Origin of the sequence: Nostoc sp. FACHB-133 (assembly GCF_014698055.1) — a bacterium.
Lineage (GTDB): Bacteria > Cyanobacteriota > Cyanobacteriia > Cyanobacteriales > Nostocaceae > Nostoc.
The window spans coordinates 272,813-299,188 of record NZ_JACJSH010000001.1 but is presented as its reverse complement, the minus strand read 5'-3'; the positions used below and the strand labels follow the sequence as shown (position 1 = coordinate 299,188).

The 26,376-nt window shown below is 40.6% G+C and carries 23 protein-coding genes; 12 read left to right on the top strand and 11 right to left on the bottom strand.

All coding sequences use genetic code 11. The annotated features are described in order from the left end of the window. Positions 1–27: 27 nt before the first annotated feature. The gene (locus tag H6G86_RS01410; RefSeq protein WP_190932776.1) at positions 28–2,100 is read right to left on the bottom strand and encodes a tetratricopeptide repeat protein; all 2,073 of its coding nucleotides are present in this window, start codon (positions 2,098–2,100) and stop codon (positions 28–30) included. Positions 2,101–2,381: 281 nt separating this feature from the next. Between H6G86_RS01410 and H6G86_RS01405 the strand changes: the two genes are divergently transcribed. The 3 genes from H6G86_RS01405 (at position 2,382) to H6G86_RS01395 (ending at position 3,946) form a co-directional block, all read left to right on the top strand. Further along, positions 2,382–2,522, top strand: a complete 141-nt coding sequence (locus tag H6G86_RS01405) for a hypothetical protein (RefSeq protein ID WP_190932775.1) — start codon at positions 2,382–2,384, stop codon at positions 2,520–2,522. A gap of 64 nt (positions 2,523–2,586) precedes the next feature. Next, positions 2,587–2,847 (top strand): hypothetical protein, encoded by a 261-nt coding sequence (locus H6G86_RS01400; RefSeq protein WP_012407382.1) that lies wholly within the window; start codon positions 2,587–2,589, stop codon positions 2,845–2,847. 439 nt (positions 2,848–3,286) lie between these two features. Then, positions 3,287–3,946, top strand: coding sequence for a class I SAM-dependent methyltransferase (locus H6G86_RS01395; RefSeq protein ID WP_190932774.1), 660 nt, complete (start codon positions 3,287–3,289; stop codon positions 3,944–3,946). 186 nt (positions 3,947–4,132) lie between these two features. Here H6G86_RS01395 and H6G86_RS39375 read toward each other — a convergent pair whose 3' ends face one another. Beyond that, on the bottom strand, positions 4,133–4,261 hold the full coding sequence (locus H6G86_RS39375; protein WP_277883518.1) for a hypothetical protein: 129 nt from the start codon (positions 4,259–4,261) through the stop codon (positions 4,133–4,135). Positions 4,262–4,507: 246 nt separating this feature from the next. Then, positions 4,508–5,449 carry a 1-aminocyclopropane-1-carboxylate deaminase/D-cysteine desulfhydrase gene (locus H6G86_RS01390; protein WP_190932911.1) on the bottom strand — a complete coding sequence of 314 codons (942 nt, stop codon included), beginning with the start codon at positions 5,447–5,449 and terminating at the stop codon, positions 4,508–4,510. A gap of 203 nt (positions 5,450–5,652) precedes the next feature. Here H6G86_RS01390 and H6G86_RS01385 point away from each other — a divergent pair, with 203 nt between their 5' ends. The 3 genes from H6G86_RS01385 (at position 5,653) to H6G86_RS01375 (ending at position 9,930) form a co-directional block, all read left to right on the top strand. Then, complete coding sequence (locus tag H6G86_RS01385; RefSeq protein WP_190932773.1) at positions 5,653–7,383, top strand: diflavin flavoprotein; 1,731 nt, start codon at positions 5,653–5,655, stop codon at positions 7,381–7,383. A 158-nt stretch (positions 7,384–7,541) separates the two neighbouring features. Beyond that, on the top strand, positions 7,542–8,054 hold the full coding sequence (locus tag H6G86_RS01380; protein WP_012407378.1) for a phosphate-starvation-inducible PsiE family protein: 513 nt from the start codon (positions 7,542–7,544) through the stop codon (positions 8,052–8,054). A 139-nt stretch (positions 8,055–8,193) separates the two neighbouring features. Then, entirely contained in the window at positions 8,194–9,930 is a 1,737-nt protein-coding gene (locus H6G86_RS01375) for a diflavin flavoprotein (RefSeq protein ID WP_190932772.1), read from the top strand. 78 nt (positions 9,931–10,008) lie between these two features. On the opposite strand, the gene H6G86_RS01370 is transcribed toward H6G86_RS01375, so the two are convergent. Together H6G86_RS01370 and H6G86_RS01365 are read right to left on the bottom strand one after the other, a co-directional pair. Further along, positions 10,009–11,151 (bottom strand): phosphatase PAP2 family protein, encoded by a 1,143-nt coding sequence (locus H6G86_RS01370; protein WP_190932771.1) that lies wholly within the window; start codon positions 11,149–11,151, stop codon positions 10,009–10,011. A gap of 243 nt (positions 11,152–11,394) precedes the next feature. Continuing rightward, positions 11,395–12,039 carry an HMA2 domain-containing protein gene (locus H6G86_RS01365; RefSeq protein ID WP_190932770.1) on the bottom strand — a complete coding sequence of 215 codons (645 nt, stop codon included), beginning with the start codon at positions 12,037–12,039 and terminating at the stop codon, positions 11,395–11,397. Between the two features lie 501 nt (positions 12,040–12,540). On the opposite strand from H6G86_RS01365, the gene H6G86_RS01360 reads away from it, so the two are divergent. Continuing rightward, the gene (locus H6G86_RS01360; protein WP_190932769.1) at positions 12,541–14,889 is read left to right on the top strand and encodes a WD40 repeat domain-containing protein; all 2,349 of its coding nucleotides are present in this window, start codon (positions 12,541–12,543) and stop codon (positions 14,887–14,889) included. A 9-nt stretch (positions 14,890–14,898) separates the two neighbouring features. Here H6G86_RS01360 and H6G86_RS01355 read toward each other — a convergent pair whose 3' ends face one another. From H6G86_RS01355 to H6G86_RS01335, 5 genes are all read right to left on the bottom strand, one after another. After that, a complete protein-coding gene (locus H6G86_RS01355; protein ID WP_190932768.1) occupies positions 14,899–15,477 on the bottom strand; it encodes an HMA2 domain-containing protein in 579 nt (192 codons plus the stop codon). Between the two features lie 126 nt (positions 15,478–15,603). Further along, positions 15,604–15,909, bottom strand: coding sequence for a DUF5132 domain-containing protein (locus H6G86_RS01350; protein ID WP_190932767.1), 306 nt, complete (start codon positions 15,907–15,909; stop codon positions 15,604–15,606). A 70-nt stretch (positions 15,910–15,979) separates the two neighbouring features. Beyond that, entirely contained in the window at positions 15,980–18,232 is a 2,253-nt protein-coding gene (locus tag H6G86_RS01345) for a heavy metal translocating P-type ATPase (protein WP_190932766.1), read from the bottom strand. A gap of 137 nt (positions 18,233–18,369) precedes the next feature. Beyond that, positions 18,370–19,209: a hypothetical protein gene (locus tag H6G86_RS01340; protein ID WP_199338118.1), complete on the bottom strand. Its 840-nt coding sequence runs from the start codon at positions 19,207–19,209 to the stop codon at positions 18,370–18,372. A gap of 37 nt (positions 19,210–19,246) precedes the next feature. Continuing rightward, on the bottom strand, positions 19,247–20,335 hold the full coding sequence (locus tag H6G86_RS01335; protein WP_190932765.1) for an HMA2 domain-containing protein: 1,089 nt from the start codon (positions 20,333–20,335) through the stop codon (positions 19,247–19,249). A gap of 439 nt (positions 20,336–20,774) precedes the next feature. On the opposite strand from H6G86_RS01335, the gene H6G86_RS01330 reads away from it, so the two are divergent. Then, entirely contained in the window at positions 20,775–21,779 is a 1,005-nt protein-coding gene (locus tag H6G86_RS01330) for an ABC transporter ATP-binding protein (protein WP_114084864.1), read from the top strand. Continuing rightward, a complete protein-coding gene (locus H6G86_RS01325) occupies positions 21,780–22,592 on the top strand; it encodes an ABC transporter permease (protein ID WP_190932764.1) in 813 nt (270 codons plus the stop codon). A 35-nt stretch (positions 22,593–22,627) separates the two neighbouring features. Here the strand turns inward: H6G86_RS01325 and H6G86_RS01320 are convergent, their stop codons facing one another. Further along, a complete protein-coding gene (locus tag H6G86_RS01320) occupies positions 22,628–23,002 on the bottom strand; it encodes a four helix bundle protein (protein ID WP_190932763.1) in 375 nt (124 codons plus the stop codon). A gap of 110 nt (positions 23,003–23,112) precedes the next feature. On the opposite strand from H6G86_RS01320, the gene H6G86_RS01315 reads away from it, so the two are divergent. Genes H6G86_RS01315 through purU form a run of 3 tightly spaced genes read left to right on the top strand, consistent with a single transcriptional unit; the run spans position 23,113 to position 26,347 of the window. Further along, positions 23,113–24,789: a GldG family protein gene (locus H6G86_RS01315; protein WP_190932909.1), complete on the top strand. Its 1,677-nt coding sequence runs from the start codon at positions 23,113–23,115 to the stop codon at positions 24,787–24,789. Between the two features lie 50 nt (positions 24,790–24,839). After that, on the top strand, positions 24,840–25,466 hold the full coding sequence (locus tag H6G86_RS01310; protein WP_190932762.1) for a DUF4340 domain-containing protein: 627 nt from the start codon (positions 24,840–24,842) through the stop codon (positions 25,464–25,466). Positions 25,467–25,492: 26 nt separating this feature from the next. Next, a complete protein-coding gene (purU, locus tag H6G86_RS01305) occupies positions 25,493–26,347 on the top strand; it encodes a formyltetrahydrofolate deformylase (protein ID WP_190932908.1) in 855 nt (284 codons plus the stop codon). Positions 26,348–26,376 lie beyond the last annotated feature (29 nt).

Genomic DNA, 26,376 nt, shown 5'->3' with positions numbered 1-26,376 from the left:
GACAAATGACAAATAACAAATAACTTTTTACTCTGCAACTAACTGCTTAAAGCGCTCATCATCGGCAATATCATCAAAATCTAGGTCAGTTGCTGCGTCTTCTTTATACCTGGGATCAAGTTCAATTGCTTGTTTCAGAGTTGCCAGAGATAGTTCAACTTCTCTTTGCAGTGCGTAACAAGCTGCTTTGTTGTAATAGGCACTGGCATAATCTGGCTTAATTTCTAAAGTTTTGTTAAAACTAGCGATCGCTTCATCATCGCGTCCCAATCTTACCAAGGTATAACCGCGTTTATCCCAGATTTTGGGAGAATTAGGTTGGAATTCCAGCGCTTTATCAAAAGACACTATTGCCTCTTCATATTTTTCCAATGCTACGAGAGAAAGACCGCAATTTAACCAAGCGACTGCATCATCAGGCTTGATTTGTGTAGCTTTCTCAAATGAAGCAAAGGCTTGCTGATGCTGTTGTAATTTTCCAAAAGCAACGCCGCGATCGCACCAAGCTTGATGATAATCTGGTTGAATCTGAATAGCTCGATCGTAGGATGCGATCGCATCTTTGTAGCGTTTCAACCTTCCGAGAGTTAGACCTCGTTTTAACCAAGCCACAGGTTCATCAGGTTCGATTTTAACCGCTTGGTTGTAAGCTGCGATCGCATCTTCATAGCGCCTTTTAGAAAACAGCTCATCTCCTTCTTTTACATACTCCTCAGCAGTTAATTCTGGTTGTTGTGGCTGTTCCTCTATTTCTTTTTCTTCCTTAACTTCATGATTCACCGCCTCTAAGATAGATTCAGGTGTAATTTCAGTTAGTTCTTGAAGAATAAGATCCTTTCTTTCTTCAGCATCCAATTGTAAGTCAGAGAGTTGAGAGACAAACTCAGTTTCTAATCTTTCTAACTTCTCCAAAATGAGAATTTTTTGTTGTTGAGCATTCCATTGTAATTCTGAAAATTGCGAACTAAATTCAGAACCAGCTTTTTCTAAGTTTTCAATAATTAACTCTTTGCGCTTTTGAGCATCTAATTGTAATTCAGAAAGTTGTTCAGCAAACTCTAACTGTAATGCTGCTAAACTTTCAACAATTTTATTTTTTTGCTCCTGAGCATCCACCTGTAGTTCTGATAACTGAGATTTCAATTCATTATCTAATTTTCCTAAACTCTCAAATGCAATCTCTTTTCTGTGGTGAGCATCTACCTGTAATTCTGATAATTGATCGGCAAATTCTGATTGCAATTTAGCCAAACTTTCAAAAACTATATTTTTTTGGTTTTGAGCATCAGACTGCCATCCAGAAAGTTGAGTTATGAACTCAGATTTTGAGCCTTCTAAATCAGCCAATGCTAGTTGCTGTTCTTGTACACCTAACTTTAAATTAGATAATTCTTGTGTCAGAACAGATGCTAAATTTCCTAGATTTTCCAGCGCTAACTCTCTTTGTTGTTGAGCATCAAGCTCTAATTTAGATACAACAGCAGCAAAATTAGACTCTAAATTTTCTATATTTTCTTGAGATTTTTTGAGTTGACTTTCTAATCTACTTAATACCTGTGACTTAGCTAAATCTAGTTCCGATGTCAGGGCAGATAAATTTTCTTGTTCGCCTTTAATTTTTTGTTGTAAACTAACCGTTTCTTGTTCTAATTCATAATTTATTTTTTTAGCATCTTGAATAACATTTTCAGCCTCTTGCTTAACGGTGGATAGCTGATTTTGTAATTTTTCCATTCCCTGTAATTGTTGCATCGCTCTATCAACAATTTCGCGGATTACCACCCGTCGCAGTAGCCAAAATAAAGCAATAATTGCGACTGGAAATAGGCTTAATATAACTAGCCAGACATTGAGTAAAATAGTTGTACGACTAAAAGCGCTATTAAAATCAGATTGGACTTGCTGTTGAATTCGCTTTTCTGCTCGTAGCCGTGTTAATTCTTCCCGTTCCTTATTCGACAACACCGAAGTCTGGGTTAGTTCTGGGGAAGGTGATGGTGCAGATTGCCCATTGGCAATTCCAACGGATAATAGTAAGGGTAAAAAGACAATAGTACTTTTTACAATTAAAGCGAAAACAGCTTGATTTTTGCTCTTCATAACAACCATTTTCAGTCTGTTGGTCAGTTTTTGAAGCGGCGTGCCTCTTTCCAATCTATAACAGAATTAAGTAGTGAAATGTTATAGAGATACTGGGAAATTCTGAATAATCCTTAACTAATCTATTCCCTCGTCTCTTCGTGTACGTAAAACTTTAGTGCTGGAGTGCAGTCAAGTTTTTAACATTATTTTTTGTGAAATACTATTATAACATTACTAAGGTCAAACTACTGTCAAAGACGGCGAAAACTAAAGCAACACAAATAAAAATTTATTAACCTATGGAAGACAGATTACATGAGTATCAAGGCTTTCTTAGACCATATACCGAAATACCTTCGGATGTTGCTACAGATGCTAGGGTGTTGAAACTGGAATTTGCATCTATAAATGAAGTGTCAGGTGTGCGTACTTCGCACTAACATTAGATTATCTAAGATAAACAGATTACTTGTTCTAAAATTTACTTAACAAAGGCGGTAGAAAATGGGTAGGCTAAATCCTTATACACTGCAATTGCAGATTACCCGAATGTTTGAGCAAGGGCAATCATTTTTTGCCACAACCAAGGTACAAGAATGGTTGAAAGAACGCAAACATAATCCAGAAGATTATGACATTCTTTTCCATAAAAAACCCGCACCTCCAGGTTCAAAAGAAGTGATGGTAGTGGAAATTGAATTACGCCGCAAAGATGGACAACCTGTAGATCCTTGGTTACAGGAACAAGCAAATCTTCATGCCTAATTTTATCAACTAGTATTTAATTCATATTACCTTAACAGAATTTACTAAAAGAAAGCGTTCCAAATTGCGGAACGCTTTTTGCTATTTTTGTATTTATAAATTATTTATAAAAAGAAATTAACCGCAGAGGCGCAGAGAAGCCAGTGCGTTAGGCGGGTTCCCCGACTTGAAGCAACTGGCGCAACGCATAGAGAATAATTGGGCATTTTGACGACTCATTCGTTTAGGATTGCTATATATAGGCAAATGATACTTCTGCTTCTGCACTTTTTCTATTTCTGTGGTAGGTTACGGGAAGTCGCTACGTATGTATATTAATCAAAATCACCCCATCGGATGAATCAAATGGGTGAGGTACAAGAAACATAAATTATCGTACCTTAAGACTATAAATAGTTGCTTGGTGCAATAATTTATAGCCTCAAATTTTAGGAAGTAGATGATGACTGTAAACCAAATTATTGGAGATTCACCAAATCAGATTTATGCCAACTTTGGTAAACGTTTCTTTGCCTGGATGATGGCTCAAAGTAGCAGCACGTATGATAATATCGTCGGCGATCGCAAACGTTCTCTTTTTGCAAATCTCCAAGGTAAAGTGTTAGAAATTGGCCCAGGAACAGGCCCTAACCTACCCTACTACCCTAAAGATATCTACTGGATAGGAATCGAGCCAAACCCCCATATGCACTCCTATCTTCAAAAACAAGCTAAAAAACTAGGCTTAAATATCGACCTCAGAATTGGTAATGCTGAATGGTTAGATGCTGAAGATAACAGCATAGATACTGTTGTTAGTACCTTAGTTTTGTGTTCAGTGCCGAATATAGATTATACATTACAGGCAGTTTTAAGAGTACTCAAACCAGGTGGACGCTTCTTATTTATTGAACACGTCGCTGCACCTGAAGGAACTGTATTGCGACAAGTACAAAGCGCAATTCGTCCGATTTGGAAAGTGATAGGTGATGGTTGTCATCCAGATAGAGAAACTTTGATTGCTTTAGAAAATGCTGGTTTTGCTAGCGTTAATTATGAGCGATTTGATGCACAATTGCCAATTGTTAGTCCTCATATTATTGGCGTAGCAACCAAGTGAAAGAACTTTTAGAGGTTGCTGGATAAAAATATGAATATCTCACGCAGATGAGCGAGTGTGTGAGAGGTTGTTTGAAAAGTAGTTGGCTGTGATTTTAGACATTTATTGATCTCCCCTAACCCCCCTTAAAAAGGCTACGGTGTACACACAAGTCGTGAAATTCCACCTGACATTTGGTTTCGTCCTCTAGGAATAGGATTGTGCGATGGCGTACCCGCCCGCCGGAGGCGATCGCTGCGCTGTCTCAGCCTGTCCACAGCGAGGAGGAACGACGTTCGCAAGAGCGTGTCGCAGACAAGCAATCGCTTTAAGCACGGGATTATGTGATTACTTCGCTCCGTTATCACTGCGTTCGTAATGACAATTTAAGGGGTCTATAACGCCTGAAAGCCTTTCAGATAGTACTTGTGTGTACACCGTAGCTTAAAAAAGGGGGGGGAATGGAATCAAAGTCCCCCTTTATAAGGGGGATTTAGGGGGATCATCAAGATTGGCGTGTAAATCTCGTTTATTTTAGTAAAATTTCATACAAGGTTAACTGATATTTAATTAAGTGGCAACTTAGATTCTAGAAACTCTCTGCAATCTTTCTTCCATACCAACGTTGCCCTGTAAGCCTCCTGTGTGTACCAGCAGCAACGAATCGCCTTTACCAAAAAATCCCTGCTTTAGTAAATCCATCACACCGTAAAACATTTTTGCGGTATATACGTAATCAAGGGGTATGCCATGTTCCTCCCTGAACTGTTGACTGAACAGTAGTAACTCATCATTCACCTTTGCATAGCCACCAAAGTGGTAATCACATATCAATTCCCAAGAAGCAGGAGAGTTAGATGGTGTGGGTAAATCAGAGGCGAGGTAATTTGTCAGCAGACTTTCGATTTCTTGTGCAAGAAATGAGCCATTTTTGAGTACGGAAAAAGCGATCGCTCTTTGTCCTTGATGCAATGAAAGCGCAATACCAGTAAGTGTGGTAGCTGTACCGCAGGCTACGCATATATGATCAAATGCGATTGCACCACCAACTATTTCTATACAGCCGCGCACGCCATTTAAATTACTCCCACCTTCGGGAATGATAAACACTTCACTAAAGCGTTGTTGCAGATATTCTTCTAACGCTGGTGTGTTGCGCTGTCGATACATTTCGCGTTTCATGTACACAAGCTGCATACCCTGTTGGACAGCAAAACTCAGTGTCGGGTTTAGTCGTAGTCTCTCCTCCCCACGAATTACACCAATGGTACGAAAACCGAAAAGATTACCAGCCGCCGCAGTTGCATAGATGTGATTGGAATAAGCGCCGCCAAAAGTAAGCAGCGTTGTGAAATTTTTCTCCTTGGCTTCCAAAAGATTGTATTTCAGCTTGAACCACTTATTGCCGTTAACCCACGGGTGCATCAAATCCAGGCGCAGCACATACAAATCAACACCAACGTGGCGGGCGATTTCGCTGCTGATTTTTTGTATGGGAGGAAAAAAAATATTAGCGACATCCATAAACATCTTAACTGATTATTTACATTTTCTCACATTCATTATTGATGGTAAACATTGAGTAATTCAATGGTAAATCAATCTAAATGATAAATAAAACTTCCTGATGATTAGCTTTAGAAATTGGCATTTTACTAATTGAGTATTTCAGGTAAATATAAGAAACATAAAGCTCGCTTCATATAAAATCTTTTTGGAGAAAACAAATGGTCGCACTCATACAGCCCACTCAAGTTACTCCCAACCCAGGACGTTTGACAGTAGAAACTGTTGAAATTGCTCTTCAAACAACTGCTATTCGTTGTCTAGACTGGGATAGAGAACGTTTTGATGTCGAGTTTGGTCTACGGAATGGTACGACTTATAATTCTTTTTTGATTCAGGGAGAAAAAGTTGCCTTAGTTGATACATCTCACCGCAAGTTTGAGCAATTATATCTTGAAATACTGGTGGGATTAATTGATCCGACTAAAATAGATTATTTGATTATTAGCCATACGGAACCAGATCATAGTGGCTTAGTAAAAAATATTTTGCAACTAGCTCCCTCAATTACTGTTGTTGGTGCTAAGGTAGCTATTCAATTTTTAGAAAATATGGTTCACCAGCCCTTTAATTCAAGGCAGGTGAAAAGTGGAGAGCGATTAGATTTAGGTAACGGACACGAATTAGAATTTATCTCTGCACCTAACTTACACTGGCCGGACACAATCTTTACTTATGACCACAAAACTAGCACTCTCTACACCTGTGATGTGTTTGGGATGCACTACTGTGATGACCACACTTATGATGAAAATATCAGCTTACTTGAGGAAGATTTTCAATATTATTATGATTGTCTTATGGGCCCCAATGCTCGGTCTGTTTTGGCAGCTTTAAAGCGGATTGAAAAGTTAGAAATAGGAACAGTTGCTACGGGACATGGCCCTTTATTACAACAATATATTCCAGAATGGCTCGGACGGTATCAAAACTGGAGTTTAGAACAAGCAAAAACAGAGACTTTAGTGGCTCTATTTTATGTTGAAGATTACGGGCATAGCGAGCAGTTAGTCCGTACCATAGCTCATGGATGTGCGAAAACAGGCGTAGCAGTGGAATTATTTCCTCTCAATAGTTCTGAACCTCAAGAAGTTAGAGAATTAGTTGCACAATCTTCTGGTTTAGTAATTGCAATGCCACCCCAATCTTCGATGATGGCTCAAGCTTCTTTAAGCACTATTTTAGCTGCTGTTCACAAAAAGCAGTCAATTGGTTTATTAGAGTCGGGAGGTGGAGAAGATGAACCTATTTATCCTTTACGCAATAAGTTTCAAGAACTGGGATTAACTGAAGCCTTTCCACCTATTTTAGTTAAGGAAATTCCTACCCAAGCAACGGAACAGCTTTGTGATGAAGCTGGGACAGACTTGGGTCAATGGTTAAACCGTGATCGCACCATTAAACAAATCAAATCTATCAATACTGAGCTAGAGAAGGCTTTAGGACGGATTACCACAGGATTATATATTATCACCGCCAAAAAAGGAGAAATTCAGAGTGCAATGTTGGCTTCTTGGGTGACACAAGCGAGTCTTGAGCCTTTAGGAGTTGCGATCGCAGTATCCAAAGATCGAGCAATTGAATCCTTTATGCACGTTGGCGATCGCTTTGTTCTAAACGTTTTAGAAGAAGGCAAATATCAAGGATTAATGAAACATTTTCTCAAGCGTTTTGCTCCTGGTGCAGACCGATTTGCTGGAGTGAAGACATATCCAGCGAACAATGGATCGCCCGTTTTAGCTGAAGCCCTAGCTTACATGGAATGTGAAATCACTAGCCGTATGGATTGTGGAGACCATTGGGTAATTTATAGCACAGTCCAAACTGGAAGAGTTTCCAAGTTAGATGCACTTACCGCCGCGCATCACCGCAAAATTGGCAATCATTACTAATTGGTCATTTGTCATTTGTCATTTGTCATTGGTCATTAGTTATTTCTTATTCTCCCCTTGCTTCCCCTGCCCCACTGCTCCCCTTGCCTCCCCTGCTCCTCTGCTCCCCTAACCCACACAGACGCGATGAATTGCGTCTCTACAACTCCCAAAAAATTATGTATAAATCTGTTGAAAATACCCCGATTACTATGTACGAAATCAATCGTGGGCGCGTTGTCCGAAGCTTGGAATTTATCCAAGATGTAATTGTAATTTCTTTGTGTATCGGTTTATTTAGCTTCATGGTGCTTCAGGTGAGAGATATGTTTCTCTCCTTACTTCCACCTCTAGATTTTCATGCTGTTACTGCCGATATTCTCTTTTTGCTCATATTAGTTGAGCTATTCCGATTGTTGATTATTTACCTACAAGAACATCGAGTATCGATTGGGGTAGCTGTTGAAGTTTCCATAGTTTCTGCTTTGCGGGAAGTCATTGTTAAAGGTGTTCTAGAAACAAGTTGGAGTCAAGTTTTAGCAACTTGTGCCTTTTTATTAGTCTTGGGAGTACTACTGTTTCTCCGAGTTTGGCTACCCCCTACCTTTGAAGGTATCGACCCAGAACAAGAAGTATCTAAACGCTATAGAAGCCGAGCCAAGTCTGAATTAATACAAAACAATGGTCATTAAAAATAGGGAGTGGGGAGTTAGGAGTTAGGCAGATGAGGGAGACAAGGATAATAACCAATGCCCAATACCCAATGCCCAATGCCCAATGCCCAATTCCCCATTCCCCATTCCCCATTCCCCATTATTAAAAGAGGTTATTATGTCTGTTGCAACATTAACGTCCAACCATAACAGAGATGTCCAAGTTGCTGAAATTGGTAAAAATACTCTGATTCTGCGATCGCGGACTTGGGACAGATTAAAATTTGAGGTGGAATATTCCCGCCAACGGGGAACTACAGCAAATTCTTATCTGATTCAAGCTGATAAAAATGCTTTAATTGATCCTCCCGGCGAATCTTTTACCGAAATTTACCTTGAGCAACTTGCACAACAACTAGACTTCATTACCCTAGATTACATTGTTCTCAGTCATGTCAACCCAAACCGCAGAGCAACCTTACAAGTATTGCTCTCTCTGGTTCCTCAAGCTACTCTAATTTGTTCTCGCCCCGCCGCCAATGCTCTCAAAACTGCTTTTCCCGAATTTGAGTCACCTATTCAAGCGATGCGATCGGGAGATACTTTAGATTTAGGACAAGGACATCATCTATCATTTGTCACCGTACCAACTCCTCGGTGGGCGGATGGACTTTGTACTTATGATTCCGCTACAAAAATACTCTACACAGACAAACTTTTCGGCGCTCATATTTGCGAAGATACTTTGTTTGATGAAGATTGGAAGGGATTAGATGCGGAACGTCGTTACTATTTTGAATGTCTCCATGCGCCCCAAGCAAAACAAGTCGAAGTAGCCTTAGATAAAATCTCGGTTTTGGGAGCCAGATGTTATGCCCCAGCACACGGGCCAGTTGTCCGTTACAGCCTGAGTCGTTTTACTTATGATTACCGTCAATGGTGTCAGGGACAAAAATCTCAAGAATTGAGCGTTGCTTTGCTTTATGCTTCGGCTTATGGAAATACAGCAATTATGGCAAATGCGATCGCTCAAGGTTTGATTCAAAATGGAGTTAATGTAGAATCAATCAACTGTGAACTCGCCGATTCTGCCGAAATTAACCGCATTGTAGAAACTTGCGATGGCTTGATTATCGGCTCACCCACTTTAGGCGGCCATGCACCGACTCAAATTCAAACTGCTTTAGGAATAGTTCTCTCGGTGGCGGCTAAAACTAAGTTAGCAGGGGTGTTTGGTTCCTACGGTTGGAGTGGCGAGGCAATAGATTTAATCGAAAGTAAGCTCAAAGATGCAAATTATCAACTAGGGTTTGAAACAATTCGGGTGCGTTTCAGCCCTACTTCTGAAATTCTTCAGCAGTGTCAAGAAGCAGGTGCTGCCTTTGCCCAAAACTTGAAGAAAACCAAAAAACTTCGTAGTTCCCGCCAAGTGGTAACAGAAACCCATGTAGATCGTACCGAACAAGCGGTGGGGCGAATCATAGGTTCTCTGTGTGTTGTGACAACTCGTGATGAAGAAACTCACAAAGGCGTTTTAACTTCTTGGATATCTCAGGCAACTTTTAACCCGCCAGGAATTATGATTGCGATCGCTAACGAGCAGAATGCAGAATTAATGCATCATCCTGGTGATAAATTTGTGCTGAATATCCTCAAAGAAGGAAGAAATGTGCGACGCTATTTTTCTCGTCATAGCACTTTAGGCGATAATCCCTTTGCAAATCTTTCCACAAAAACTGCTGATAATGGTTGTTTGATTTTGAATGAGGCATTAGCCTATTTAGAATGTACGGTGCAAAATCAGCTTGAATGTGGCGATAGATGGTTGATTTATGCTGTCATAGATCGCGGTGAAGTGTTGGAAAATGATGGTATCACTGCTTTGGAACATCGGAAATCTGGCAGCTATTATTAACAGATCCAATTTTAGTTTTATCCCAATACGCTTGGGATAAGCCAGAAAGCCCTCATGTAGAGACGCGATTTATCGCGTCTAAAAGACTGATACGTTAGAGAGACGCGATAAATTGCCGTCCTGAGAGAGAATGTACTCGTCAATGATTCCTTGCTGTTCCGATTCCAAGATCAGGATACAGGCAATTAACCACACCAAACCTGCGGCATAGCCAGCTGTCACATCAGTCAGCCAATGTACTCCAAGGTAAAGTCGGCTAAAACCGATCGCAGCGACCAAGAAAACAGTTAAGCCATAAATCCAAAAGCGCCATTCAGGAAACTGCTTTGCCAGAATATAGCCAGTAAAACCGTAAATTACTATTGAAACCATTGCATGACCGCTAGGAAAACTGTGTTGGCCGACATTAATAATATGCTTCCACAGTACTGGACGCGCTCTACCAAAAAATATTTTCATTAAACAATTTAGCAAGATTGCACCGACTCCAGCGATACCCAAGATAGTTGCTTGCCTGCGACGATTAGAATATAACGGACTAATCGCCAGCCCCAAAGAAGATATCAGCATTACTAAGGGATCGCCTAGAAAAGTGATACCAAGCATGATGCGATCGCGCAGTGGTGTATGCAGCTTCTGGATCAAGAGCAAAATGGCTTCGTCAAGATTATATGCGTACAACAGTGCAGTGCCACATACAAGGGCACAAACAACCGGAATAAGTTGACTGGCTGTTTGGTTTAATTGTCGCTGCATAGATATTTGAGAAAGTACGGCTGAATCAAATATGTTTCGATTATTACCCCCAACGAAACCAATATTTTCTTTAGTGCCAAAGGAATGCAAGTTACTACTTCCAAGTGATTTACCGACTTTTTTCCGATAATCTAAGACAATTTCTTGGATAAGCGATGGGATGGTCGTTCGCGCAGCGTCTCGAAGAGAAGACCCGCCTTGTCCTGTCGGACACGCTTCGCGAACGGCGATCGCATTTAAACTGTTGTCTGGATTAAAAATAACCAGCACATTCCCTGTGTAACTATTAGCACGAGCTTGCGAGATTATTTTATCCTCTAATAATCTCGATTCAAGATATCTTTTGAGAGCTTCCGAATGATAAAGCCCATTTACTTTATATCTAGCTCTTCCCTTAACAGCAGTATGTATTGCTTGAACCCAATAGGTGTGATTAAGAAGTTTTTGACAGCGAGGAGTATCCATTTGTTATTAATAATAAAATGTTTGGATTGAAGGCTAAGTAAAAGAGATTTTTTTGAGTTAGAGTAAATCCCCGTTTTTTAGAGCTAATTACTCTTAAGCAGGAATCATTTTAATGGCTATTAAATAAGTTGATACAATAAAATCAAACTATGCGAATAAAAAGGAAATAGACTAAACCTCTTATACTTATTGCCTATTGCCTTATCCCAACGACAATTATTTACGCTTACTTACTATTAGTAACTATATAAGATTTGGTTCGCTAGCAGATTTCAGTTTCAAAGGCTGAGAATTCGCCTCACCATTGCCTCGTAACTGCCATCGCTTGTTAGGCAAGATAAACATGATGGCAGATTTTAACCTCTTAATTATGCTTCTTGAGGTAGAAAGCATCCGTTCCCAAATGTATGTTCTAAACCTTCGATATACAAGAACATTACGTGCTTGGTTAATCTTGCGCGTATTATCAATTAAGTTGATTAGAGCATCAAAGATAGCTCCTACGATTGATTTTGCCATTACCTCTTTTGGCAGAATCACATCTTGAGCAGTTTGAATCAGATTAACCAGATGTTCGCACATTTGATTATCTGAAATTACACCTACTTTATAATTGATTACAATGGATGCAGCTTTTGGGTTAGCACGGACATTTGTAACTCTAGGATCGGATTCCATCGATAATTTAAGTTTATTAGCATACTCAGTATCTCTGGCTAACAGAGGAATACGAAAACGAATCCGCCCAGGAATTGTATGGACAATGCTATAGAATATCTTTTGGGATGACTCTGCTTTCTTAGCTACGCTTTTAGTTGCCTTTTGTGGTGGTAAATCCAGGTTAATACTAGCAGCGTTGCCAGAGTTAGACCGTTTCATAGAAGTCATCGTACTTTTTTTAATTTCAAAAAATAAAAAACGCAACCATGCTGATAAACTTATCTCTTGATGTTTTAAGAGAGCGCTTTATTGTACTGGATTAACTTTACTCTAGTTATACCTATTTTTCTGAATGAATAAATCTATCTCAGTAGTGAATCTAGTTATCGTTGCTATCAAGTTGATTAAGTTTCTTTAATGTGTTTATTTTAATTTACAGCGATTTAACCACAGAGTTTTATTGACATATAAGGAGTTTCATGTCTTATGTTTGAGTTACTATACTCTTAAGTAGTAACACTAAGGCTATGTATGGATTTACTGGATGACAGTATTACCCTGATTTTATGTAAGCCTTGCTTATTTATTTTATCAAAACAGAATTCAGTAGTCAGGAGTCAAAATTTAGAAGGAATTTTGACCGAAAAAGCGGATAGCGCAGCGTCTCGTAGAGAGCGTCTTGATTATGACTTCTGAATTCTTCTTCAATTAGTTTCTAGGTATATGTTTATGCAGCAAGGGTTAATGTTACTAATTCAACTGGTACTAGAGTTTGCACCTGTTGTTGCAGAGCTAGTACAAAATAGAAATAAATCCAGTTTAGGACTGAGTAAATATGAACCGATTGAGGCAATTCCCGAAATACTTAAAGTTCTAAATCCTTCAAATAAAAAAAGCGGTTATGTTGAAGATTTTGAACAAGCAAGAATTTTTCAACAGCAATTAGTAGCCGACAATCACCAAACGCGATTAAGAATAGCTGCACAAGAGCGAGAAACAGCGCTTAAGTTACCAGAAGTCAATAAAATTTTTGATAGCTGGCCCTTAAGATTATACCCTTCACAAATTTTAGACCACACAAATTATGGACACACTCCACTTAAAATTTTTATCGCTCCTCCTCAAGTAGATTTTGACCAATTTGGCGATCGTAGAGATGAAAATATTTTTCAATTTGAGTTAATGTTAGCTGAAGGATTACGAGATTTTCTCAACAAACATTACTCTTTACACAGTCAAGTTAGACCAACAGAGTTATTGGCAGGAGCCTGGGATAGTAAGCGCTTTCACAGTGAATCAAGTATTAAAGTTCTGTTTGGAATGTTGAAAACAGAGCCAAGTTTGATTTTAGAGTCAGAAAATGATGGAGATTATTTAAATTTTAGGATTGCCTACTGGGGTTTAGGGCAAGACAATTATTATTATAAAACAATTGCTCGCTTACCTTACCGAGAAATTCTAGAAGAGTCTGCTAAAAGACGGGCATTAGAATGGAAGAAAATTAGAGATGAACTTGTGGCATTAGGAGAAAAATTAGAGGAAGTTAATCAGCTTGGAAAAGATAATGTGATAAATTTAGAAATTTTAGAAAAAGTAGAAAAATGGCATGAAAAAGGAATTGATATTAGTAAGTTATCTTTACAATATCAAGTCAATCGTCAGGATTATGAAAAACTTTGTCAGGTTTTGATTACCTATCACTGTTTGGTTGCAGGTTGGGTAGCAGATATTTACCACCTGGTTGATCGTGGTGTACCTCCGCTACTACCAGAGTTGCTGCCGAGTTTGCTGTCAGATACTTTTGATTTACAATCAGTACGGGTTATCGCCTCTGGTTACAAACAAGTTTACCAAGCTCTGGAAAATGAGCGCTGTTACTGGATTCCAGAATTGGCTTTACAATTAGCCCAGAGTTTATGCCATTTAAGCGATGCCTACGGCGGTAAACTACGCTCTTGGGCAAACGAACAGCTAAATTATTCTGTGAGTACATGGTTACAATTACGTCAAATCTCACCACACGATTCTCCTAACCCGCTTGAGGCAATGCAATCAGCCGTCAGCGTTAAAGATGAGGAATATGTAAAAAAGTTAAGAGAATATTTTGTCGCGGTGGGTGATACTCAGAGTATTGCTGATGTTGATGAAATTTTAAATCGCATCGCCAACCTCAAACACGAAGTAACAGTACAACATATCCTTCTCAGACATACCCTAACTGGACATTCAGAAAAAGTGACATCTGTCGCCATTAGTCCTGATTCTGAAACTTTAGTTAGCGGTTGTGCAGATAAAACCATCAAAGTATGGAATCTTAAGACTGGTAAACTTATCCGCACTCTTACAGAAGATTTAGGCAAAATTTCCTCTGTTGCGATTAGTCCTGATGGACATTATTTCGCTGTTGGTATTAGTCAACACCCCAAAAGTAATGTCAAAGTATGGAATCTCAATTCTGACAAACTTCTCCACACTCTGTTAGGACATCAAAAATCGGTTAACTGCATCGCAATCAGTCCTGACGGGCAAATTCTTGCCAGTGGTAGTAATAAAATCAAAATTTGGAATTTGCATAAAGGCAATCGCATTTCTACCCTTTGGCATTCATTCGCAGTTAATGCTGCTGCTATCAGCCCCGATGGTACAATCCTTGCTAGTGGTAGTTATGACAACAAAATTAGGCTGTGGAACCCACACACGGGAGATCCATTACGCACCCTCAACGGACATTCAGGTGAGGTGAAATCAGTAATCATCAGTCCTGATGGAGAAATTCTCTTTAGCGCTAGTGCAGACAAAACTATCAAAATTTGGCATTTAACTACAGGCAAAGTGTTACATACCTTGACTGGACATTTAGAAGAGGTAAGATCCTTAGCTGTTAGTCCTGATGGAGAAATTCTCTTTAGCGGTAGCGTAGACAAAACCATCAAAATTTGGCATTTGCAGACGGGAGAGTTACTGCAAACTATCACAGAACACTCAGGGGCAGTAAACTCTATTGCTATTAGCCATGATGGTCAATTTTTGGCTAGTGCTAGTTCTGATAAAACCATCAAAATTTGGCAGATAAATTAAGCTTTTTGGTTACTCGTTTGCTGATTCTTCTTGGCTAGTTCCATGCAACTTAATAAAGCTATCAAAAGCATACCATGCTAAAACATACCAAGGAATAACTTCTAACTGCAATCCTTTATTTAGTAATTGTCGCAGTGAAAGACTAGCTAATCCCAAAGGGAAAAGAATTCGCAGATCAAAAGCACCATCTGTTAACTGTTTGACATGCTGGTTTAAGTCAACAAGCGCAGATGAGACTTCTGCTGCTGCCTCGGTGTTACCCTCGGTAACATCAGCAAAAATTATTCCTAAATCTTTAAGTGTTGATAGCACATTCTCTAGACTCCCATCTTTAGCATCGTCATTGATAACAATACTGCCATGATGGACATTTATCTTCACTTGATTAATGTGAGGATTTGCTAACAAAGCAGTGGCGATGCGTTGCATTTTTTCTGGTTGACGATGAGAATGAGCCACTCTCAACCGCAATCTTCCAGGAGTCGAACTTACAACTTTTGTAGATATCGGTTGTGGTGATGTCTTGAAGCTGGTTTTGTCTATAATTTCCGGCATTTTATTGTAAGTGCTATAACCATTTGTCAACATACAATTTTTTTGCTATTTTCGTAGGTGCGTTAGGTGGAATACCGTAACGCACCTTACTAATTTGATATTTTGGTAATTGAAAGTTGCCTATGGCCAAGATTTTAACTTGCTAATGGGCAGATGAAATTACGCACCATTATCGGCGACATTATCCACATTGGTGGCACTAGCTTCAAATACGGGTGTTTCTTTTTCATCAGCGAGTTCAGCTCTGGCTTCGGCTACCATGTCTTCCCAGGTTTCTCCCATTTCTGCAATGGTTCCTTTGCTTCTTTCATAAAGACCAATTCCGCCTTTGATGACTGACTTGACGAAGGGTTTACCAACTCCAGCGACAATGGGCAGCAGAACAGGTGCTAAGAGGACTGCACCAATTCCAACTATAATACCGGGAGCGCCTGCATCTTCAACAAAATCACTAATTTTAGCCATATTCAATTTCCTCCTATTAATTGAGAAATCTGGGAAAGCTTTTTAAGATACTCTTGCCGGCATAGTTGCATCATCTTGCCGATGGTAGAGTTTTATGTTGACGACTTTTAAGAATTGGACGCAAACCGTTGACTCCGGCAACTACGGTTGAGCCATTGTTAACTACTGTTGCAGCTAAGGGGTTAAGACCAAACAAAACGGCGATCGCTAATGCGGCTAAATTAGGAACAGCAACAATTCCTGTGTTTTGCCGAATCAATTGCTTGGCTTGACGAGCGATCGCGATCGCTTCTAATAAACCATACAAGTCATTCTGCATCAACACTAAGTCTGCTGTCTCGCGGGCAATCTCAGAACTGTTGGCAAAGGAGACGGAAACATCGGCGTAGGCTAAAGCTGGCGAATCGTTGATCCCATCGCCTACAAATGCAACTGTTTTACCTTGTTCGTGTAGTTGGCGGACAACTGTTGCCTTTTGTTCTGGAAAAGCTTCGGCGTGAGTATGCTTTGGCAAAATACCAAGTTGAGCAGCTACTGCTGTAGCAGTTCGCTTGTTATCGCCGGTTAACATGTGAATCTCTACACCTTCGACCTTCGAAAGTGCTGTGATGACTTCCCGGCTTTCGGGACGGAGAATATCACTATATTTAATAATACCTTGAAGTTGACCGTTGCTGGCTACATAAATCGCTGAATTTGCAGATTTTTGTTGACCATTTAACGCTGCGGTATCAATGCCACTGGAGCGCAAAAAGCGATCGCTCCCAACATAAACTATCTCTCCATCAATCAGAGCTTGCACGCCCAAACCTAGTTGATAATCCCACTTACTACGCGGCAAAATTTCCACTTGCTCTGCTTCGCCATAGCGAATAATTGCCTCTGCTACTGGATGAGTTAAACGCTGTTCGGCGGCAGCTGCCAATTCCAACACTCGCAATCTTGAGGTTGCTGGATTGAGACTTTCCACACTGACTACATCGACTTCTCCTTTAGTCAGTGTCCCCGTTTTATCAAAAACTATAGTATCAACTTCTGCTAGTTGTTCTAACGCCCGCCCGCTACGGATGAGAATTCCCCGCCGCGCTGCATAAGTTAATGCTGCTAAAACTGTTGTCGGGACGGAGACTCGAATACCTGTAGCAAAGTCTAGAGTTAAAATGCTGGCTGTCCGTGAAGGGTTACGGGTTGCGGCAAATACTGCCCCAGCAAGTAACAAAGTTGGCATAACAGCTTTTTGAGCAAATTTCGTGGCATAATTCTCCATCCGCGTATCGTGGACAGGCGCTTCTTGCATTAACTTAATGCTCTGTCCGGCGCGGGTATCATTGCCTATCCATTCTGCAAGAATATAAATTCGTCCTTCTCGTACTAACGTTGAGGCAAAAACTGGTTGTCCTTTTTTCTTCAGTACTGGCATCGACTCGCCAGTTAGTTTCTGCTCATCTAGCAGGGCCTTACCTCGCAAAATGCTACCATCAATCGGCACTTGTTCGCCAGGGTAAACAATTACTGTATCGCCACGCTGCACATCTTGAATGGGAATTTGCTGCTTTTCGCCATTGCGTTCCACCCAGACAAATTGCCCCAGAGAATTAAGTAAATCTAGAGTTTGTTGAGCAGAAGAACGAGCCGTGCGATCGCGGATATTTTCGCCTACTTCAATTAAACCGAGCATCAGCGATGGTGTGAGAAATTGCCCTTGGAAGGTAGTAATAGCGATCGCCATTAAATCCAAAAAGTCAATATTCAATTTTTGCTCTCCCCTAATACCTTCCCAGGCTCGTTGCATAACGGGTAGTGTAGCTAGAGCGATTGGAAGCACCACTATCAAAGGCGGGATCGGTAATCCTAACGGGCCTCCCAGCACTGCTAAAGTAGTCGCAACAGCCGAGAGTTGTAAACCTGGCCAAGAGTTCTCTTTTTTGGTTTCCGATAATGATGTAGAGTTTTTGAGAACGACTACTTCACTTGCAGCCTGAATCAAATCGTGAAGGTGCGATCGCATCTTCGCATCGGAAACTTGATCAGATTTATAAGTAACTGCAACCGACATTGCCGCAGGCTTGACACGAACATTCTTCACCAGCGCATCTGCTGTTAACAATACTTCGAGACGCTTGGCATAATCGGCATCACAGCGTAAACGAGGTAGGCGAAACCGCAGCCTTCCCGGAGTTGTATGGACAATGCTGTAGGTAACGTTAGGGAACTCTCTTCGAGAATGTCCATTAGTGTCAGTTAAAGAAGCTTTTCCATTCCCTTCCAACACAGTGAACTGAGATTTTGGAGGTGATGGGAGTTGCAGTGCTACTTTTGCCATTACTTTTCTTTAATCCAAAATTGTTACACTTCGATAAAAATCAGGCTCTCTGCTGGGGTATAGAGCAAATTAGCCACCAATCCTGCGAGATTGATTAGCTATCAATTTGGTTATTTGTAATTTGCTGAATTTCTTAGCTAACTTATGGCTGTGGCGGGATCATTGGCAGATTCAATTAAATTGATTAGATGAGATATTGGTGTTGACAAAAAGCTTTGCACTCGCTTCTGAGAATCCCGCATCATTCCAGTTTTATAGGTAATGACAACTGATCTCGCAGCGCTATTAACTCGCTCACTGGTAACTGTCGAATCTGATTTGAGTAATGCCTCTAACCGTTGGACATATTTGGGATCGCAGGCAATTTGAGGCACACGAAACCGCACTCTTCCGGGAATTGCATGAGCAATGCTATAAGCTACTTTTGCAGGCTTTCTTGCTTGTTGAATTACAGAATGAGCCGAAGATACCGAATTGCTTTTAGTCTTAGAGACTGATGCATCCGCAGAAGATAAAGAGAATATTGCTGATTTCTGCTTCTGTGGTTGCATTGTTGGCTTTCTATCCTGCCTGTCTTCTGTTGCCACTAACGCTGAGTGTGGTTTCAATTGGTTTGCATTTGCTAGCACTACTTTTTCATTACCAGCCAACTGAATCAAATTAGCCAAATGCGATCGCATATCAACATCTGACACTGTATCAGATTTATAGGTAATGGCAATTGACCCTACCATACTATTATTGACTTGCCGATCTATTACCAAAGGCTCATTAGCAAGCAAGGCAACAAGACGTTCCACATATTTTGGATCTTCGCTAATCTGAGGGATGCAAAACGCCACTTGTCCAGGAAATGCACAAATAATGCTATACACTACCCTTGAAGGCGGCGTTGCTGGGTAATTAATCTTGTCTGTGACTGTTCGCTCTGGTTTTTTGTCTAAATCAGCTACCGATTCTAAATTTAAACCAGCCATAATTCCCCTCCAGTATTCCGCAAATTGAAACTGTATATTAGGTTTCCAAGGGTAAGTTCGCCATAATGCCTAATGAGAAAAACATCGCAGGCGGTTTTAAGTTAGTCCACAGACTGGATAACTCTGAAGTTATTTCGCTTGCTGTTGTTGAGTTGAGAACTTCAGGAGTCTGACTAACATTTAAACTTGTTTGATGTGACTTTGTTGCGTCTGTAATTTGATTCATCTGACTAACTTCTTGGAGGGGTTGGTTAGCCATTGTGATTGGCTGTGTTACGGGGTTTATCTCCAACGCTAATTCCATCAAACTCACCCAATGAGATAATGGAATGTCACGAGACTGATAAGCGATCGCGATCGATGCTGCATCAAAATTCATCCGCACACTTGTAACTTCAGCATCGGTTTTCACTATTCTCTCAAGTCGCCGCCCGTAAGCTCGATCTTGAGCGATTTTTGGCACATGGAAGCGAATACGTCCGCTAATTGCATGGATTACGCTATAGTCAATCTTTGCAGGTGCTACCACCTCGCTAGCTTTCTCAAGATTATTTGTTGACTTTTCTTGTTGGATAGTAGATTGGCGTTCCTCTTTTGATAATTCCGATATCGCAGAACTGGTATGATTAACGTCGTTTTTTTCTGATGTCGGAACTTGAGAGCCAAGATAACCAATTACACCACGGGTTGCATCCGCCGCAATCATATAAACTGGAATCGATACCCAGCCATGAATTCCTAACCCTCCTGTTACCGCCAAGCCTGTTATCATCGGAATTAAGGAAACACCCTGCTCTTTCCAAAATAAAGGTGATTTCCAAGCTGCAAAGGGATCGGTTTTGCTAGGTGAATCAGATGAAGCCTGCGGCTGTTGAATCTCAATATCGGATCTTAACGCCAAAATTTGCGGTAATGACAGCTTCTCTTCATCAAAATTAATTACCAAACTGCCCGTTTGCCCATTTACAGCAACTTCCCTCACTCCCTCTAAGGAGCCTAAATCTTGGGCTATGCTGTCTAATATCGAGTTCAAACTACTGTCAGTGCTGCGGAGTCGCACGCGTCCGGTAGTGACATGAACTATTTGCAACCCACCTGGAGGCTGTAACTTCGTTGACTGTGCCATCTTAGTTGCTTTGTTCTGTAGAGATTAAATTAGGAGATACTTTAGCGACAATCAATATTTAATTTTTCACGATTACTAATATCTTTAGTCATTTAACTGATTACCCAATAGCCAAATCAAGTTAATAGGTTAACAATAGATTAAATTTAGCTTAACTATGAGTATAAAGTATGTGTCTTCAGAATTATTTTTAACAATAATTTTCATGATAATGATTATCTAAGAAAGACGGACTTCCGAAAGCTCCCACTTCAGCCTTTAGGCAGGTGCGAGTTATTTAGTTTAGACATAATAGAGGTAGATTCTCGCTCCCAGAGTTGAACATAATTGCTGAGTACACAATTATGCTAATAATTTGTGTTCAAATACAGAAACCAGAGTATTTGGGTATTTCTAAGGGAGTAAAGTCTGAAAGAATTGATATTGTGTATAAGATTTTATGATCGAAGTTGAACATCTGAGTAAAATATACGGTTCCACCCCAGCGATTACTGATGTCACTTTTAGCGTCGAACCTGGGGAGATTTTAGGGCTTCTGGGCCCCAATGGTGCTGGTAAAACTACAACCATGCGGATTCTGGCGGGTTATTTACCGGCAACAAATGGTAATGCCCGGATTGCCGGTTATGATGTCCATGAAAATTCCCTGGCTGTGCGCCAACGAATTGGTTATTTACCCGAAACACCGCCGTTATATCCAGATATGACTGTGGAGGGATTTTTGCATTTTGTTGCCCAAATTAAGGGAGTACCAGCAGGCGATCGCGCCAAGAAGGTAACAGCCGCCATCAAACGCTGCAACTTAGAAGATAAGCGGCGGGTAATTATTCGCAAACTCTCTAAAGGATATCGCCAACGTGTAGGAATTGCTCAAGCGATCGTTCACGATCCACCAGCGATTATTCTCGATGAACCCACCGTTGGACTCGATCCCCGACAAATAATTGAGGTGCGGAATTTAATTAAAAGCCTTGCTGGGACTCATACAATTATTCTTTCGACGCACATTCTGCCAGAAGTGAGCATGACTTGTAGCCGTGTCGCCATCATTAATCGCGGCAAAGTTGTGGCAACTAATACACCAGAAAACCTGATGACTCAGTTGACAGGCGGTTCCGGGTATGAGTTGGAAATAGAAGGAGAAGCTGCCCTAGCGAAACAGGTATTGCAAAATGTCGCGGGTGTGAGTCTGATCGAATCAATTCCCACCGCCGGGGGTCATCACCCACAGACAAATCGCGCTTATCTACGGGTGATATCGCAACCGGGAAAAGAACCAGGAAAGGATATTGTTGCAACCTTGGTGCGTGCAGGCTTTGGTTTACATGAACTACGGCGAGTTAACGCTACCTTAGAAGATGTGTTTTTGCAACTGACCACAGAAGAAAAGAATTTCGAGACTGAGGTAGACTTAGCAGCAGACAACGAAGGAGAGGCAGCGTAAATGGGTGTAGTACTGAGTAATATTATTGCCATTTATCGCCGAGAGTTACAGAGTTATTTTGTATCACCTTTGGCTTATGCGATCGCAGGCATATTTTGGTTCATCGCCGGGTTATTTTTCGTGATGATTTTGCTAGGTCCAGATGGCATTTTGGTAGGAGTCGCCGCAATAGATGCACAAGGTCAACAACTAGGAGTACCAACACCACCGATAGATGTCCCCTACGAATTTGTCCGAGCATTTTTAGATCGTATGGGATGGCTATTGTTATTTATCTTGCCAATCCTCTCGATGGGACTCTATGCCGAAGAACGCAAGCGCGGCACTTTAGAACTATTAGCCACGTCACCAATCACCAATTGGGCGGTAGCTGTAGGTAAGTTATTAGGCGTGCTAACATTTTTTATCACAATGGTTGTACCCATGCTAGTGTTTGAAGCGATCGCCATCGGCGGATCAAATCCACCAATGGCCCTTTCAATTCCCTTGTTGGGTCATTTGGGATTAATCTTACTAGCAGCAGCAATATTATCTGTAGGAATGTTTATTTCTTCCTTAACAGACAGCACAATTTTGTCTGCCGTCCTCACATTTGCAGTAATTTTATTATTGTTATTGATTGATTTAATCGCCAAAATTGTCCCTGGGCCAGTGGGTGAAGCTTTAGGTTATTTATCATTGTTGAAACATTACAACACCTTAACTCAAGGGATTTTTGATACCAGCGCCTTAATTTTATTTGCTAGTTACATTTTTTTGGGCATCTTTCTCACCGCTCAATCAATTGATGCACTGCGTTTTCAAAGGCAATAATGATTTGTCATTTGTCATTTGTCCTTGGTCATTTTTTATTTATCATCTGGGACATTGCCAATTGAGTTTAAATAGGAGTTTAATTTAGGTGCTAGTTCGTTAATGATTGTTTTGATTGCATTTATCTGTTCGGTAGTTAAAAGGTTACGAGTATAAGCCCGTCTTAACCAATGTTGAGTTTCATTCAAAGAGCCTCTCGCTATTTTGATAAAACGTCTATTATCTTGAAAACTACCTCTTCCTACACCTTCTGCTATATTGGCACCAATACTATCTGCCGAACGTACAATCTGTTTACCAATCGTATCTTTTGCAAAAAAATCCCATTTCTCAACAATTTTCCAAATGTCGTCTGCCAACTGTTCTGATAATTGATAAACCTGTAATTCTTGGAAACGCTTTGTTGCCATTCATTCAGTTGTATAGACTTATTTTTATCCACTCAATTTTCGTCGATATATTTTACAATGTCACTATTTTTAAACAAATGACCAATGACAACTGACAAATGACAAATAAGATGAAGATAGTTGCAAAGAAGAAACTGTGGAAATATCTATTTTGGTTGGGCCCGTTCTTAATTGTTGTCGGCTTAACAGTTGGGTTAGTTTCTGAACAGTGGGGACTAATTCCATTAGTATTTCTGATTACGGGAACTGCGATCGCTGGGTTGGGGATAATATGGCAAAGCTATGAGACTAATTGGTGGAAACGTCGTTCTACCCAAGCTGGGACTAATGCCCTAGTAGCAACTCTAGCAGTATTGGCAATTTTGGGATTGATTAACTTTTTAGGGACTCGCTACCACTTGCGGTCAGACTTAACAGAAAGCCAATTGTTTACCCTTGCGCCACAGTCACGAGAATTGGTGAGTGTTTTACCACAACCAGTTAAGGTGTGGGTGTTTGATATTAACCAAAACCCCCAAGACCGAGAATTACTAGAAAATTATCAACGGCAAAGCTCAAAATTTAAATATGAGTACATCGACCCCCAAGCTAGACCAGGATTAGCAGAAAAGTTTGGCGTTAAAGATTACGGGGAAGTTTATTTAGAATCTGGAGATAAACGGCAATTAGTACAAACAGTAAATCAAAATGAGCGGTTGTCAGAAATCAGATTAACTAGTCGGCTGCAACAACTAACAAATTCAACCACAGCTAAAGTTTATTTACTCCAAGGTCATGGCGAACGCCAACTTTCACCTGGGAAAGATGCAATATCACAAGCAGTTCAAGGATTAGGCGACAAAAACTTCACAACATCACCACTGAATTTAGGAGAAACTTCCAAAGTTCCTCAAGATGCGTCTGTTGTGATAGTGGCTGGCCCCAAGCGAGGGCTATTTGAAGGCGAAGTCAAAGCTTTGCAAGAGTATCTTAATCGCGGTGGTAACTTACTGCTGATGATTGATCCTAATACCGATCCCAAACTTAACAGCTTGTTACAAGAGTGGGGTGTTCGTCTGGATAATCGTTTAGCAGTCGATGTCTCTGGCGAAAGCGTCGTGGGACTTGGCCCTGCTGCACCTTTAGTCACAGAATACGGGCAACATCCAATTACCAAAGATTTCGGTAACGGCAATTCTTTTTATCCCATAGCCCGACCCCTGGAAATTACATCTGTGCCTGGTGTTCAAGCTACTCCATTGCTACGAACCAAACCCTACCCGAACAGTTGGGCAGAAAGCGACCTCCAAAGCGAAAAATTGGAGTTTAATGCAGATAAAGACCTGAAAGGGCCTCTAACCTTGGGCGTAGCCTTAACAAGAAAACAAACACCCAAATCTGCTTCAACTCCCCAACCGACACCGAAACCTTCGCCCCTACCATCACCAACCACTCAAAGAAAAGCTCCCCCTGCTTCCCCTGCCTCCCCTGCCCCCTCTACTCCCACTCCTTCCCCAACTCCCTCATCACAAACAGCCACCGAGTCAAGGTTAGTAGTTTTAGGAAATTCTGATTTCGCCACCGATGGCTTGTTTCAACAGCAATTAAATGGAGATGTATTCCTCAACTCAGTTACTTGGCTGAGTCAACAGGATCAGCAACCTCTTTCCATTCGCCCCAAAGAACCTAAAAACCGTCGGATAACCCTGACAACCACACAAGGCAATCTTTTAATATTGTCGTCTCTGTTGCTTTTACCTTTAATTGGGTTTGCGATCGCAGTTATTATTTGGTGGAAACGACGGTAAAGTTAGGAGTTAGGAATTCTCCCTCAGTCCCAATGACAAATGACTAAAAAATGAAATTGCCGAGAACGACTTTAATTTTGATACTGCTAGCGCTGGGTTTAGGTGGTTTTGTTTACTTCTCTGAGATTCGGGGTGCGACTGTGCGAGAAGAAACCAAAGAGGAAAATAAGCAAATTTTCTCTTTTGCCGCCGATGATGTGCAATCTCTAACAGTTAAAACAAAAAAACTCACCCTGAATCTGGAACGTAATCCTGAATCTAGTAGTAACCCCAAGTGGTTAATAAAATCTCCAGTACCGGGCCAAGCAAATGACGCTATTGTTTCTTATTTGATGGATTTACTAGTCAAAGGTAAGAGCGATCGCACTTTATCAACTCCACCAAAAGAGCTTGGGCAATTTGCTTTAGATGAACCCCCAGCAACTATCAATATCACCTTAAAAAATCGGCAAAACCATCAGTTGATTTTGGGTAAAGCTAACTTTAACGGACGTTTCTTATATGCTCAAGCAGACCCTGCTGCTAAACCCGATGGAAATATAAACGTGCTGTTGGTATCTACAGATTTTGCAAATGCCGTGAATCGGGAATTATCAGAGTGGAAGCAACCTGTAGACAATAGTCAGAAACTTCCTCCGCTAACGATTCCTAAACCGACTCCGACAAACAGCAAATAATTAATTCCAAATCTGGCGATATTATGATGACAAATCCCACAGCAACATTGCTGATTTCCTGCCCAGATCAACGGGGACTAGTGGCGAAATTTGCCAATTTTATCTATTCTAACGGTGGTAATATTATCCATGCAGATCAGCATACAGACTTTGCTGCTGGCTTATTTCTCACCCGTATTGAATGGCAGCTAGAGGGGTTTAATTTACCACGTGAGTTTATTGCCCCAGCTTTTAATGCGATCGCACAACCTCTTAGCGCTAAGTGGGAAATACGTTTTTCTGATACAGTACCACGCATTGCTATTTGGGTAAGTCGACAAGACCATTGTCTATTTGATTTAATTTGGCGACAACGCGCTAAAGAATTTGTGGCTGAAATCCCTTTAATTATTAGTAATCATGCTAATTTAAAGGTAGTAGCAGAACAATTTAATATCGATTTTCAGCACGTTCCGATCACTAAAGACAATAAATCAGAACAAGAAGCTAAACAATTAGAATTACTCCGCCAGTACAAAATAGATTTAGTTGTATTGGCAAAATATATGCAGATTATTAGTGCAGATTTTATTAATCAATTTCCGCAAATTATTAATATTCATCACTCATTTTTACCAGCTTTTATTGGTGCAAACCCCTATCACCGAGCTTTTGAACGCGGGGTAAAAATTATTGGGGCAACTGCTCATTATGCCACTGCTGATTTAGATGCAGGGCCAATTATTGAACAGGATGTGGTGCGAGTTAGTCACCGTGATGAAGTGGATGATTTGGTGAGAAAAGGCAAAGATTTGGAGAGAGTTGTATTAGCAAGAGCGGTGCGATCGCACTTACAAAATCGTGTATTAGTCTATGGTAATAGGACAGTAGTATTCGAATGATTGATTTTATATCAGAACGAATGTAATTT

Excerpts from the sequence above, each read along its gene's own strand:
- H6G86_RS01380 (WP_012407378.1), top strand. The coding sequence starts at position 7,542 with ATGTATAAATCTGTTGAAAATACCCCGATTACTATGTACGAAATCAAT.
- H6G86_RS01385 (WP_190932773.1), top strand. The coding sequence starts at position 5,653 with ATGGTCGCACTCATACAGCCCACTCAAGTTACTCCCAACCCAGGACGT.
- H6G86_RS01310 (WP_190932762.1), top strand. The coding sequence starts at position 24,840 with ATGAAATTGCCGAGAACGACTTTAATTTTGATACTGCTAGCGCTGGGT.
- H6G86_RS01360 (WP_190932769.1), top strand. The coding sequence starts at position 12,541 with ATGCAGCAAGGGTTAATGTTACTAATTCAACTGGTACTAGAGTTTGCA.
- H6G86_RS01375 (WP_190932772.1), top strand. The coding sequence starts at position 8,194 with ATGTCTGTTGCAACATTAACGTCCAACCATAACAGAGATGTCCAAGTT.
- H6G86_RS01370 (WP_190932771.1), bottom strand. The coding sequence starts at position 11,151 with ATGGATACTCCTCGCTGTCAAAAACTTCTTAATCACACCTATTGGGTT.
- H6G86_RS01315 (WP_190932909.1), top strand. The coding sequence starts at position 23,113 with ATGAAGATAGTTGCAAAGAAGAAACTGTGGAAATATCTATTTTGGTTG.
- H6G86_RS01350 (WP_190932767.1), bottom strand. The coding sequence starts at position 15,909 with ATGGCTAAAATTAGTGATTTTGTTGAAGATGCAGGCGCTCCCGGTATT.
- H6G86_RS01400 (WP_012407382.1), top strand. The coding sequence starts at position 2,587 with ATGGGTAGGCTAAATCCTTATACACTGCAATTGCAGATTACCCGAATG.
- H6G86_RS01410 (WP_190932776.1), bottom strand. The coding sequence starts at position 2,100 with ATGAAGAGCAAAAATCAAGCTGTTTTCGCTTTAATTGTAAAAAGTACT.
- H6G86_RS01335 (WP_190932765.1), bottom strand. The coding sequence starts at position 20,335 with ATGGCACAGTCAACGAAGTTACAGCCTCCAGGTGGGTTGCAAATAGTT.
- H6G86_RS01320 (WP_190932763.1), bottom strand. The coding sequence starts at position 23,002 with ATGGCAACAAAGCGTTTCCAAGAATTACAGGTTTATCAATTATCAGAA.
- H6G86_RS01330 (WP_114084864.1), top strand. The coding sequence starts at position 20,775 with ATGATCGAAGTTGAACATCTGAGTAAAATATACGGTTCCACCCCAGCG.
- H6G86_RS01340 (WP_199338118.1), bottom strand. The coding sequence starts at position 19,209 with ATGGCTGGTTTAAATTTAGAATCGGTAGCTGATTTAGACAAAAAACCA.
- H6G86_RS01390 (WP_190932911.1), bottom strand. The coding sequence starts at position 5,449 with ATGGATGTCGCTAATATTTTTTTTCCTCCCATACAAAAAATCAGCAGC.
- H6G86_RS01325 (WP_190932764.1), top strand. The coding sequence starts at position 21,780 with ATGGGTGTAGTACTGAGTAATATTATTGCCATTTATCGCCGAGAGTTA.
- purU (WP_190932908.1), top strand. The coding sequence starts at position 25,493 with ATGACAAATCCCACAGCAACATTGCTGATTTCCTGCCCAGATCAACGG.
- H6G86_RS01405 (WP_190932775.1), top strand. The coding sequence starts at position 2,382 with ATGGAAGACAGATTACATGAGTATCAAGGCTTTCTTAGACCATATACC.
- H6G86_RS01345 (WP_190932766.1), bottom strand. The coding sequence starts at position 18,232 with ATGGCAAAAGTAGCACTGCAACTCCCATCACCTCCAAAATCTCAGTTC.
- H6G86_RS01365 (WP_190932770.1), bottom strand. The coding sequence starts at position 12,039 with ATGACTTCTATGAAACGGTCTAACTCTGGCAACGCTGCTAGTATTAAC.
- H6G86_RS01355 (WP_190932768.1), bottom strand. The coding sequence starts at position 15,477 with ATGTTGACAAATGGTTATAGCACTTACAATAAAATGCCGGAAATTATA.
- H6G86_RS01395 (WP_190932774.1), top strand. The coding sequence starts at position 3,287 with ATGATGACTGTAAACCAAATTATTGGAGATTCACCAAATCAGATTTAT.